Source organism: Shewanella algae, from assembly GCF_009183365.2.
Lineage (GTDB): Bacteria > Pseudomonadota > Gammaproteobacteria > Enterobacterales > Shewanellaceae > Shewanella > Shewanella algae.
Window position 1 is genome coordinate 1,286,996 of the sequence record NZ_CP068230.1, and the last position, 12,251, is coordinate 1,299,246.

The 12,251-nt window shown below is 54.1% G+C and carries 10 protein-coding genes; 3 read left to right on the forward strand and 7 right to left on the reverse strand.

The genetic code is table 11. The features are described from left to right. The first annotated feature begins 65 nt into the window (after positions 1-65). The gene (torS, locus tag E1N14_RS05805; RefSeq protein ID WP_062793367.1) at positions 66-2,936 is read left to right on the forward strand and encodes a TMAO reductase system sensor histidine kinase/response regulator TorS; all 2,871 of its coding nucleotides are present in this window, start codon (positions 66-68) and stop codon (positions 2,934-2,936) included. A gap of 223 nt (positions 2,937-3,159) precedes the next feature. Here torS and torD read toward each other — a convergent pair whose 3' ends face one another. The 4 genes from torD to E1N14_RS05825 form a co-directional block, all read right to left on the reverse strand. Beyond that, entirely contained in the window at positions 3,160-3,789 is a 630-nt protein-coding gene (torD, locus tag E1N14_RS05810) for a molecular chaperone TorD (RefSeq protein WP_025009950.1), read from the reverse strand. Between the two features lie 71 nt (positions 3,790-3,860). Beyond that, complete coding sequence (gene torA, locus E1N14_RS05815) at positions 3,861-6,350, reverse strand: trimethylamine-N-oxide reductase TorA (RefSeq protein WP_062793368.1); 2,490 nt, start codon at positions 6,348-6,350, stop codon at positions 3,861-3,863. Positions 6,351-6,362: 12 nt separating this feature from the next. Further along, positions 6,363-7,541, reverse strand: coding sequence for a pentaheme c-type cytochrome TorC (gene torC, locus E1N14_RS05820; protein WP_025009951.1), 1,179 nt, complete (start codon positions 7,539-7,541; stop codon positions 6,363-6,365). A gap of 20 nt (positions 7,542-7,561) precedes the next feature. Continuing rightward, the gene (locus E1N14_RS05825) at positions 7,562-7,714 is read right to left on the reverse strand and encodes a nitrate reductase (protein WP_025009952.1); all 153 of its coding nucleotides are present in this window, start codon (positions 7,712-7,714) and stop codon (positions 7,562-7,564) included. A gap of 352 nt (positions 7,715-8,066) precedes the next feature. Here E1N14_RS05825 and E1N14_RS05830 point away from each other — a divergent pair, with 352 nt between their 5' ends. After that, positions 8,067-9,422: an NCS2 family permease gene (locus E1N14_RS05830; protein WP_025009953.1), complete on the forward strand. Its 1,356-nt coding sequence runs from the start codon at positions 8,067-8,069 to the stop codon at positions 9,420-9,422. A 180-nt stretch (positions 9,423-9,602) separates the two neighbouring features. On the opposite strand, the gene E1N14_RS05835 is transcribed toward E1N14_RS05830, so the two are convergent. Further along, positions 9,603-10,109: a GspH/FimT family pseudopilin gene (locus E1N14_RS05835; RefSeq protein WP_025009954.1), complete on the reverse strand. Its 507-nt coding sequence runs from the start codon at positions 10,107-10,109 to the stop codon at positions 9,603-9,605. Positions 10,110-10,203: 94 nt separating this feature from the next. Next, the gene (locus E1N14_RS05840) at positions 10,204-10,734 is read right to left on the reverse strand and encodes a GspH/FimT family pseudopilin (RefSeq protein ID WP_025009955.1); all 531 of its coding nucleotides are present in this window, start codon (positions 10,732-10,734) and stop codon (positions 10,204-10,206) included. Positions 10,735-11,082: 348 nt separating this feature from the next. On the opposite strand from E1N14_RS05840, the gene glnB reads away from it, so the two are divergent. Continuing rightward, positions 11,083-11,421, forward strand: coding sequence for a nitrogen regulatory protein P-II (glnB, locus tag E1N14_RS05845; RefSeq protein ID WP_025009956.1), 339 nt, complete (start codon positions 11,083-11,085; stop codon positions 11,419-11,421). Positions 11,422-11,685: 264 nt separating this feature from the next. Here the strand turns inward: glnB and E1N14_RS05850 are convergent, their stop codons facing one another. Further along, positions 11,686-12,183 (reverse strand): hypothetical protein, encoded by a 498-nt coding sequence (locus E1N14_RS05850; protein WP_168429415.1) that lies wholly within the window; start codon positions 12,181-12,183, stop codon positions 11,686-11,688. Positions 12,184-12,251: the final 68 nt, after the last annotated feature.

The following is a 12,251-nucleotide window of genomic DNA, read 5'->3' on the forward strand; positions in this document are numbered from 1 at the left end:
AGCATTCCTGCTGAATGTTTGAGTGGGTCAATGCCTATGCGGACCGGTATCAACAAGGATAACAAGTGAGACCTTTATCTTCATGGCTGAGCAGCCTGACCGGCCGTCTGATGCTGGCGTTCTGTTTGCTGGCGCTGCTGCTGTTATTACTGGTGACTCTGGGAAACTTGAGCCTTTACTGGGTCAAGGGCGCCGACAGTTTTCTTTACGAGAAGGCCTTGCCCGCATCAGAAGCCGCGCGGCAGCTATCGCAATCGGCCACCTCGCTGGCGGAGAATGCCCAGCGCCTGGGCACAGTTGCCGATGAAAAGCAGCGTCAATATTTGGGGCGTCGCCTGTCTCTTGAAAGCAATCGCATGTTGGCGGCGATTGCGACCCTGGAGCAGTTGGCGGTGCCGGATTCGGCCAATCTGAAACAGGCGGCGGCCACCATTATCGCCGAGCTGACCTTACTCGGCGAACAGACGGGGGAGCGACTTGAGCGTACCCAAGCGCTGAAACAGAAAGGGCTTTTACTGGTACAGGCCTCCAAGCAGGCCGATAATCTGCTGCGCTCCGAGCTGGCGGTGCTGGACTCAGTCATTATTGCCAAGCTGAGCCAGATCCCGGGGGCGGCGGCAGTGGATGACATTATAGAGCTGGATCTCAGCAGCGCCGAGCAGCTCAACCGCGCCCTGAAACTGACCCACAAGATAGCCTTGCTCGGGCAGATATTTGCAGCGGCCGATGCGCCGCAAGACTTGGTCGGTGCCATTAACCATTCACCGTTGACCGATGATGCCCTGTCCCCGGGATTGCTCAAGCGCATTCCCGTGGCCGATTTGGTTCGGGACCCCGGCCGGGCCGAGGCGCTCGAGGCCGAATTTGCCCGTCTTGATCAGGTCATTGCCGGCCAACAATTGGCCGAAGCAATATGGCAGTTGCAGCAGCAACTGGAGCAAAGGCAACTGGTGATTTCGGACAACCTCAAGTCGATGGAGCAAACCGTGGATGCTGCGCTCGAGGGCCAACAGCAACAGCTGAATTTGGCCCGACGCGACTATCTGGGGCAGCTCAATTGGGCCAGTGCCGGGCTCTGGGGGACGGGCGCCTTGATGTTGCTGCTGATCCTGTTTGTCAGTTGGCAGGTTATCTATAAGGGTATCGCCCGGCGCTTGAGCGATGCCACCCAGGCGCTGAGTCGCCTGAGTCTTGGTGATACCAACGTCAGCATACGCTCTTACGGCGATGATGAACTTACCGCCATGGCCTCGGCGCTGGAAGCCTTCAAACAGAAAACGGCCCACAATCAAAAGTTGCAGCAGGATCTGCAGCGCACCGCGGCCGAGTTGACCGAGCATAAGCTGGCGCTGGAGCTGAAGGTGGCCGAGCGAACCCGCGAGCTCGCCCAGACCAACGCCCAACTGGAAGAGGCCAGTCAGGCCAAGTCGCTGTTTTTGGCTACCATGAGCCACGAAATACGCACGCCCCTTAACGGCTTGCTCGGCACTCTGAGTCTGCTGGGGCAGGCGGAGTTACCCGCCAAGGCGCGGCAGATGTTGGCGCTGTCCCAGTACAGTGGTACTCAACTGCAAACCGTGCTCAATGACATTCTCGATTTTTCACGTCTGGAGCAGGGCAGGCTGCTCAATGAGCCAAGGGCCGTGGAGTTGCCGGCGCTGCTCAACGAAGTGACCGCCATCATGTTGGCCGGTGCCAATCTTGCCGGGCTCGAGCTCAGGCTGTTAAAGCCGGAATTGCCCGAATGGGTCTGGCTCGATGGGCCCAAGCTCAGACAGGTGCTGTTTAACCTTCTGGGCAATGCCATCAAGTTTACCACCAAGGGTAGTGTGACCTTGGAGGTCAGTATTCAAGATGCGCGCCTGTGCTTCAGCGTGACCGACACAGGTATCGGCATCCGCCCCGAGGCCATGGCGCATCTGTTTACTCCCTATGCCACTGAGGCAACCCATGCCAGTGCCAGAGGAACCGGACTTGGGCTGAGTATCAGTCGCGACCTGGTGCAGCTGATGAATGGCTGTGAGAGCGGGGATGCTCCCGCCATAGAAGTTATCAGCACGCCGGGGCAGGGCAGCCGTTTCAGTTTCAGTGTGCCGCTTCAGCCCTGTGAGCAGGGGGAGCAACAATCGAGTAGCCTGCCACAGAGTGAAATCGCCAAGCGGGTGCTGCTGGTGGAAGATAACAGGGTTAATGCCTTGGTGGCTCAGGGCTTTTTGGCGCATCTTGGGCATGAGTCACTCTTGTGTGTCAGTTTGGCAGAGGCACGGAGTGTGTTGCTTGATAACACGTCAGGCCCATTCGATGCCGTGATGCTGGATTTACAACTGAGTGACGGCTCCGGCAGTGAGCTGTTACCCGAGCTCAGGCAACAGCTGGGCCCCAAGGTGCCGATTGCCGCCTTTACCGCCCAGTTGCAGACTCAGGATATGGCCGATTACCAGGCCATGGGCTTTGATATAGTGCTGGGCAAGCCCTTGGGATTACAGGCACTGGCCAACTGGCTAGGGGTTGTCTCCGGCTCGAATCAGAGTGATGAGCGCGATAAGGAAGAGGATGCCCAAGCGCTGGGCCTTAAATCCCGCAATACGGACAACACCCAATGGCTGGCGCAGGAGCAACTTGAGCAGGACCTGCAGGTGCTCGGCAAGGACACTTTGCTGGAGATGCGGCAGCAGTTTGTGGACAGCTGTGATGCGCAGCTGCAAGCTTTACAGGCGGCAGATGGGCAACGGGATATCATGGCTGCCAAGCTGCACGCACTTAAGGGCAGCAGTGGCAACATGGGGCTTGAAGCACTGCACTTGCGCTGCGCCGCACTGGAGCAGGCCATCAAGACTGGCAAACCTTTGCGCGACGAGGAACTTACCGAGCTGACAGATTGCGTAGCGGCATCATTGCAGGCGCTCGATAACTGGCTTGAGCAGCAATCAGACTAAGACGCTTTCTTACCTGGGGTTTAAGCACTGAAGACAGGAAGCGCAGCATTTACCGGCTGCTGAAGATATAGAAAGGGCACCGCTCGATACTCGAGTTGGCGCCCTTTGAACCTTTGACCCTTTGACCCTTTAACCCTTTGACCCTTTGCCTCTTTGATTAGGGGGGGCTGTGTTACGTTTGATTCAGGCAAGCGCTTGTTAGCTCTTGTCTAAATCGCCTCACTCAGTGCGCTGCGGCGCCTTTCAGCCACTCGGCATCGCTTTGAACAAAGGCCAGGGTCAGGCGCGCGAGCGCGGCATAAAAACCGCCGCGATCGCATTCGGTCACCCGCTGACAAAATGGCTCCAGCCAACTGAGCAGGCACTCTTGCAGAAACTCTTGCTGCGTTGATGCCGAGGCGTTCAGACACAGATGAGCCTGATAGGCCAGAATCACCGCCAGGTGGTCGGCGGGCTCGGGGAAGTCACCGCTCAGCTGCAGCTGACTTCGCTGCAAAAAGGCCAGCATCTGTTGATGCTGCTCACCGAACAGGGTGACATCTTCATTCGCTTGCAGATAGAGGCTGGCATAGGGCGAAGCACTCTGTTTACTGCCCACCAGAAACAGCCCACAGAAGTCTGCCGCCAGCTCCAGCAGCGCCTTGTCTCTGTCCTGCATCCAGGCAATGGATTGCAGTTTTTGCTCCATCAGCTTGGCTTCTTGCTTGAGGGAGGGATCGCTGCTCAGCTGTTGCCAAAAGGCCTTGCTTTCCGGCGCCGTCAGTTGACTCAGGCGCTCGGCATTCAACTCGCGGGCGAACAGGCCCGAGAGGAAGTTGTACAGCATGGCTCTGCCTTGATTTAACTGTTCCATTGGCTTACCTCAGTTATCTGCGATTAGTGATGGTGCGAATAAGTCCTCGTGGGACTTGTTCGCACCTTCCCTTAGATTTTTATCTCAATCGGCCCATCGAAGGAGGATACCTTGGGCGCCTTGCCGGTGAACTTTTCAAATTCCACCTGGCAAGTGTAGGCCGAGCAGGCCTGCGCCAGCTTGGAGGTACCTATATCCTGAGTCAGGGTATTGGGGTCACCATAGCTGCACAGGGCACCGATTTCGGCGCCGCCTTCAATGCTGCCATCCTTACCTACCGGGCCATACCAGGCGCCTTCATGGATCCGGATAACCCCTTTGGGGAAACGGCCCGAGACGACGGCTCCGGCCAGCAGTTGGCCGCGGCCGTTGAACACCCGCACCAGATCGCCGTCTTTGATACCGCGAGCCCTGGCATCTTCAGGGTTAATGTAAACCGGCTCACGCCCTTGCACCGTATAGGTTTCGCGATATTCCTTGGACTCACACATCTGTGAGTGCAGGCGCTTGTCCGGGTGGCAGGACTGCAGCCAAACCGGGTACTTATCGCTGCCTGGACCGCCATGGCTGCGCTCGGATTTTTCCATCCACACTGGGTGGCCAGGGCAGTCATCATAACCGAACTGGGCAATCTTACGGCTGAAGATTTCAATCAGGCCGGAAGGAGTACCCAAGGGGTTGATCTCAGGATCCTCGCGGAAGTCGGCATGTCTGACCCAGTTTTGCCCTTCACCGAAGTGCACATAACCCTGCTTCCAGAACTTGTTGAAGTCCGGCATGGCAAACTTGCCTTGGTTGGCGGCCTTACACTCGTTGTAGAGTTTTTCCAGCCATTCCATTTCTGTTAGCCCGCGGGTGTATTCCTTCTCCTTGCCGAGTATTTTGGCAAAGCGGGTGAATATCTCAAAGTCTGACAGACTTTCAAACAGTGGCTCAACCATCTTGTGCATCGCCAGAATACCGCGGCCGGCGTAGGCACCGTAGACATCGATATCGTTACGCTCCATGGTGGTACAGGCGGGCAGGACTATATCTGAGAAGCGGCAGGTGGCGGTCCAGTTCACATCTATGGAGACCACGCATTCCAGCTTGCGGAATGCCTGCTTCATACGGTTTCTGTCCTGATGGTGGTTCCAGGGGTTGTTGCCCGAGAACACCATCATGCGGATATCCGGATAGGTAACCTTGCTGCCGTTGGCATCAATAGTCTTGCCGGGTTCCAGAATGGCATCTATCCAGCGGGCGACCGGAATAGTGCTGCTGGCGCCCTTGAAGTCGTTGTTGTCGAACAGTGGCTTTTGGCCTTCGTCCAGGTTGCGCGGGAAGGCGCCCGGTGCTGCGGCACCTGTGGCGGGTACCCCAATACCTGAATAGTGGTGGCCATAGCTGATACCACCGCCAGGCAGGCCTATCTGGCCTATCATGGTGGCCAGTACCGCCGCCATCCAGTAAGGCTGCTCTCCGTGTTGCTGACGCTGAATACACCAGCCCATCATGATCTGGGTACGGCCCTTGGTCAGGGTGCGGGCCAGATCGCGGATGACTTCAGCCTTGACGCCACAGATGGCTTCGGCCCATTCCGGAGTCTTGGCGATGCCGTCTTTGTCACCCAGGAGGTAGGGCAGGAACTCTTCAAAGCCCAGGCTATAGCCTTCGATAAACTTGGCATCGTGCAGCTTGGCTGTGTACATCTCATGGGCGATACCCAACATCAAGGCCACGTCTGTTTGTGGGTTGACATACAGCTGCTCACAACCCAGATAGGCTTGGGTCTTGGTTTCGACCGGATCTATGCTGATCACCCGGATCTTACCGGCTTTGACCTTTTCCTTGAGCTGCGCCAGATAGGCGAAGGACTCGTGGGTTTCGGCGTTCCAGCCCACCTGCAGGTTTTTGTAAGGATCGTTGGACCAGAGCACTATGGTATCGCTGTGCTTGAGGATCAGCGGCCAGGAGGTGCCCTGAGCGTACACTTCGGTAGAGCCCAGCACATAAGGCATAATCGTTTGCCCGGCGCCAGTGGAGTAGTCGCCCACTTTCTTGACGAAGTTGCCGTGCATGGCGATGGCGCGCTGCATATGGCTGGTGCTTGAGTGCAGCTGTCCGGTGGCACGCCAACCGGTTTGTCCGGCGTGCAGGCCAGATGGCCCGTACTGGGTTTGAATGATATCCAGCGACTCTTTGAACAGAGTCAACGCCTTGTCCCAGGTGACACGAACGAAACGGAAGTCGCCGCGTTCATGGGTATTGCTCTTGTGTCCCTTGAGCAGGAAGTCGAGCCGCACCATGGGATAACGGATCCGCGATGGGTTATAGACCAGGCCACGGATGCCGCGGATCATGTCGGTGGGATACTTGTCGTATTCCAGTGGTTTGACGTCGGCGATAACCCCGTTGCGGCGCTTGATACGAAATGCGCCGAAGTGGGAGCCTGTGGTCAGCCAGGCGTCACCGTCATCCATCCCCTTGGCCAGCGCCGACAGGGGAGCGAGTACCGAACTGCTTCCGGCAACCACAACGGAAGTGGAGGCCAGGCCTTTTAAAAAGTCTCTTCTGTTCATAACGCCAACCTCTTAGTGCTCTTCTTTGCTGAAGGTGGAAGAATGTTGTTGCAGGTATTTCTGCACCAGTGCCTGGGTGTCCTGATCCATGTTGACGAAGGCCAACATCCCCTGGAACATGCCCGGCCAGGTGTTGGCATCGAAGTGATGCTCATCGGGCTGGGTGTGGCAGACACTGCAGCTAGAGGCATAAGTGCTGCGGGCATAACCCCAGAGCGGTGCAAGTTCGGTCAGCAGATAATCGCTGTCGGTCCAGATCTCGGCTTCCACACGCTGCCACTTGAGGCCAGTCATGGGATCTTCTTTCTCTTCAAAGGTCTTGATCACCCCGTCGGTTTCGGCAGCGGCCTTGGTCAACTGAGCCGAGAGGATATTGATACCGAAATCCATGTAGATCACCCGGCCGGCACCTATCTTCTTACGCCAGCCATCGATGGCGATTTTGACCCGTTTGCCCTTGAGCTCCAGCACCTTGATTTCGGTGGCCACGTTCAGAGTACCGGCTTCTTCCGCGCTCTTGTCATCCAGATACAGAGGCTTGGTCAAGGCGCTGAAATATTTGCCGCCCTGTTGCAGTGAGGTCTCACCTGAACCCACTTCGGCAATCAGTTCAGGGGCTCTGGCTGTGCCCATATCGGGCAGCTTGTGAGCTATGCCCTTGTGGCAATCGATACAGGACTGATCTTTCTCTGCCGCTTGTTTCATCTGTTTTTGCGCCAGGGCTGACATCTCGTCCCATTTCATTGACTTGTAGTCATGGCAGTTTTTACAGGCCTGGGAGTTGTCACGGGCAAAACGTTTCCACTCACGGCTGGCCATTTCCAGACGCTTGGCTTCAAATTTTTCCGGAGTGTTGACCGTTTGGAACAGCCAGCCCCAGACATCGTGAGATGCTTCCATCTTACGGGCTATCTTGCGGCTCCAGTCGTGGGGCACGTGGCAATCAGGGCAGGTTGCCCGCACGCCGGAGTGATTTGACCAATGCACAGTTTGCTGCAGTTCTTGATAGGGATTGCTCTCCATCGAATGACAGCTGATACAGAAGGCCTCAGTGTTGGTGGCTTCCAGCGCCGTATTGAAGCCGCCCCAGAAAATAATGCCCATGATAAAGGCCGACAGGCTGATGGCGCCCAGGCTCAGGTACTTGGTTGGGCGGTTGAGAGTACGCCAGATTGCTATTAACCGTTTCATCTATTCAATCCTCTCTTGTATCAGTGACTGGCGACGCCGCCGAGGGCCAGCATGATCCAGATGATCAGGCCATAGAGGCTGATACCTGTGATGGTCAGGGCCGGAAACAGCATGAAAATAATCAGGCCGTGGGCCATAAGTTCCTGTTTTTTGCTTGATGTGGACTCAGACATAGTGATTGCTCCAACGCAGCAGGGTTTGCTTGATGGGGCCACTATAGGGAAAGGATGTGAATGGCGATTGCGCTGCCAATGAATGGGATTTGAGTAAATATGAAAAGTTATGAACAACTGCATATTCAGGATGAGCCACAGATCCCGAAATCTTTTTAGCCGGGCGCGCCAATTTGCAGTATTATCCGCGACCAACAAAGGCTGCGTTGGACATCGGTTGACGATATTCCTTGGTGCCCACCACCTGCAGGTCACGTTTTATTGTGGATCTCTCACCCGCCCAGCGGGGCTCTCACCTGCCGTAGCCGGCGTCATCTGACCCGAACAAAGAGATCAAAAAGGTAGAATAATTATGATGTCTTCAAAGACAAATACCGCTGTACCTACTACATCATCATGGCTGGAACGCTTCTTCAATATCAGCGCTCGTGGCAGCACTGTCCGCCAGGAAGTGATCGCCGGTTTGACCACGTTTCTTGCCATGGTTTACTCAGTTATCGTTGTCCCCTCCATGCTGGGAAAGGCCGGGTTTGATCCCGGCTCTGTGTTTATTGCCACCTGTCTGATTGCCGCCTTCGGCTCACTGCTGATGGGCCTGTGGGCCAATCTGCCGATGGCAATAGGCTGCGCTATCTCACTGACTGCGTTTACCGCCTTCAGTCTGGTGATGGGGCAGGGCATGAGCCTGCCTGTCACCCTGGGAGCGATTTTCCTTATGGGTATCGTCTTTACCCTGGTGAGCGTTACCGGCATTCGCCAGTGGGTGCTTGCTAACCTGCCCAAGGGGATTGCCCATGGTACAGGGATAGGTATCGGCCTGTTTCTGCTGCTGATTGCCACTAACAGTGTGCAACTGATTGTGGCCAATGATGCCGGTTTACCGGTCAAGCTGGGCGATATCCACAGCCTGCCGGTGATCGCCACTGTCGTGGGGTTGGCTGCCACTATCGGACTCGAGCGGCGCCGGGTGCCGGGCGGCATTCTGTTGGTGATCATCGCTCTGTCAGTGTTTGGTTTGCTGTTTGACCCCAATGTGGAGTTCAAAGGCGTGTTTGCGGTACCCGACTTGGGCGCAGAAGGCTCTTTGATTGGCCAGCTGGATATCATGGGTGCCCTTAACCCTGTGGTGCTGCCGATAGTGCTGGCGCTGGTGATGACAGCTATCTTTGATGCCACAGGTACCATAAGAGCCGTGGCCGGACAAGCCAATTTGCTGGACAAGAATGACAACATCATAGGGGGCGGTAAGGCGCTGACCTCGGATTCTGTCAGCTCTATCTTCGCCGGTCTGGTGGGCGGCGCGCCTGCCGCCGTTTACATTGAATCGGCCGCCGGTACTGCCGCAGGCGGAAAAACAGGCCTGACCGCCACTGTGGTGGGTGTACTGTTCCTGCTGATGATCTTCCTGGCCCCCCTGTCTTATTTGGTGCCTGCCTACGCCACGGCGCCTGCGCTCATGTATGTGGGACTGCTGATGTTGTCCAATGTCACCAAGTTGGACTTCGATGATAAGGTGGATGCCATGGCGGGACTGACCTGCGCGGTATTCATCATACTCTCCTGCAACATAGTCACAGGCATTATGCTGGGGTTTGCGACCCTGGTTATCGGCCGTATCTGCAGCGGTGAGTGGCGCAAGCTCAAGCCGGGTGTGTTGGTTATCACCATAGGCCTGGTGGTGTTCTATATGGGCGGCTGGGCCATTTAACCCTTAGCCCCTTATGGCTGGTGGCGGAAACTATACCCCGCTAGAGTAAGCCCAATCGACTTAAACAAAGACCCCAGCCTAGGCTGGGGTCTTTGTTGTGAGCGCAGAGTCTTGCACTCCTGGGGCATACTTTGAGGATAATGGCTAAGGCATCCTCGATGACCTGGCCGATACTGCCTGCTAGCTACAGGCAAGCCCGTCGGCGCCGTATTTGATCATCCCTGAGCTGGAAACCGTCACACTTCTTGAGCCGCTGGCCTGTTTTGCCGGGCAATAGATAAAGGTCACTTCACCTGTGGTGTTGCTGAGGCCATCGGGACGAAAACCCACATTGCTGCCTTTGATGGCGTCCTTACTGTCGATGCCTTCCACTACCCGCAGCACTTTTTCACTGCCGCTGGCAGTGGTATAGACCTTGAGGCCATTGTTGAAATTGGCGGCGCAGCCGACAGCACTCTGATAGCCACAAACTTCTACTGTCATGCCGTAGCTGATGGCTTGGTTGCGGGCGAAGGACAGGGCTTGCTCAATCCGGCTTATTTCCGACTGACTACGGTAGCCTTCATACAAGGAAGTGAGAGAGGGAACCCCCACAGACAGCAGTATGGCGGCTACAGCAATGGTGACCATGAGTTCGACCAGAGTAAAGCCGCGGATTCTGGAACTGGAAAAATGTGGTACAGCCATAGTCAACTCTTCACACGAATAGATAGGCTTAAGTATAAGTGAATGAGTTGTTAATTACAGCTGTCTTTGCAAATCCTGTGCAGTGGTCGTCAATTCAGCCGCCATCACCATCCTGGCAATTGATATTTTCATCCTGAGAGTGACGAATTCGCCCCGCCTGATTGATGACCAAGGCCTCGGAATGGGGACTGTTGGCCTGACCCGGGCAATATTTGAAGGTACCATTGGTTCCTGTTGCCAATCCGTCCGGCAGAAAGCGTATTGCATCCCGGTTGTACCTGAGTATGTCTTGGCTATCAAAAGCGCCGCTTTGAAACAGCAGCTTGTCGTCATCATCCAGGGCCAGATTACCGTTGTGATCGCTGAAAACCGTTACTCCTTGTTGCCAGGCATCGGCTTCACAGTGGCCATCCTTGAGAGCGCAGACACTGACTCTGACACCATAACTAATGGCCTGATTGCGAGCAAATTGCAGCAGTTGTTGTACTTGTTTGATACCGGTTTGAGCGCGATAACCTTCGTAGAGCGACTTGAGTGAGGGGGCTCCGACTGAGGCCAATACCGCCAGCAGAGCCATGGCGACCATGACCTCCAGCAGCGAAAAACCAAGCTGTAAATGACGCATAATCTCATCCTTGAGTGTTGGACGGCCCGCATCCGGCGAACCTGAGTGTTGTCTTAGTTTAGTCCAGGCAGTGGCTCGGCTCTGGTTTCCTTTTAGATGAGTTTGCACTAAATATTGCACTTGCTTACCTAAGGGATGAATAAGTACACCGTGTTGATCATGGCTACTACCAAGGAATAGGCCTGGTTTTTTCATCTGAGCGGACAATCACTTCTTGCCCGCAGTATGTCGTGATAAGCTATTGCGATTGTATGCGAACAAGCAAAATCGCGAGCTATTTCTCCGGTCAAATTGCCGAGGAAATGGTCATGAGTCGCAGAAGAATTCCAAGCCCTAAAGGAGTGCCTGATGAAGAAAGTGGAAGCCATAATCAAGCCGTTTAAACTGGACGATGTCCGTGAGGCGTTGGCTGAGATAGGAATAACCGGTATGACGGTTCTGGAAGTCAAAGGTTTTGGCCGCCAGAAGGGACATACGGAGTTGTACCGTGGTGCCGAGTATATGGTCGACTTTCTGCCCAAGGTGAAGATAGAGCTGGTTATTCAGGATGATCTGCTGGAACAGGCACTGGATGTGATTGTTGAAACCGCCCGTACCGGTAAAATCGGCGACGGCAAGATCTTTGTGACCGATATCGAACGTATTATTCGTATCCGTACCGGTGAAGAAAACGAAGAAGCGGTATAAAAACGAACGTAAAAAATTAGGTTCATCACAGATTAGCGTGGACTGGAAATGAAAACGGTTGGAGAGTTATTGTTTAGTCGCCAAATAAACACAATGACCCACCCCAACCGTTGTCGATGTCGAATATTACCTGTACTAGCTCAGACTTGTACTGACAGTGTAGTGGTCAAGTTAATTGGCCACTACAAGCCAATCACACTCAGAACCAAAACCACCGAATGTTCCTGCGTCCGTTTTAGCAGTTTTTTATGTGTAAAACCACGATTATCGTAGTAAAGAAAAATATTTATCCAAGGTGATCTCTGCTACCCAACACTCCAGCGTACCTTCACAGGATAAACCTAATGGATTCAAAGGAGTACAGGCACTTTTGATAGGTACTAGAGAGTTTTCAATTTGATATTCAAAAGTGTAATATTCCGTTTTGTATATGAATTTATCCCCCAATAAACGACCATTCTCATCGTCGTGCCTCATAAAATAATGCGTAATTACGTGGACTTCCTCATCGTTCTCTTCAACTAATTGAGAAACAACATTGGCCATTCCTTCGTAACATTCAAATATTAATTCAGAGAACTTATATTCATTAAAAGTATCAGTCATATTGATAGGGCGAAAATATATATGAGGTCTAAGAATAACACCTTCATTAGAACTAAAAGCCACATTTAATCCACTATGAGGCACTTGTTCATATAAGCTTTTTTTAAGAATCAAATGTTGGTCGAAATATATAACCTCATATAAATCATCACTCATTTACACTACATCTCCTTAACTTGTTGGCAGATTCAAATCCACATATAAAAATCAAGCCACCCACTGTA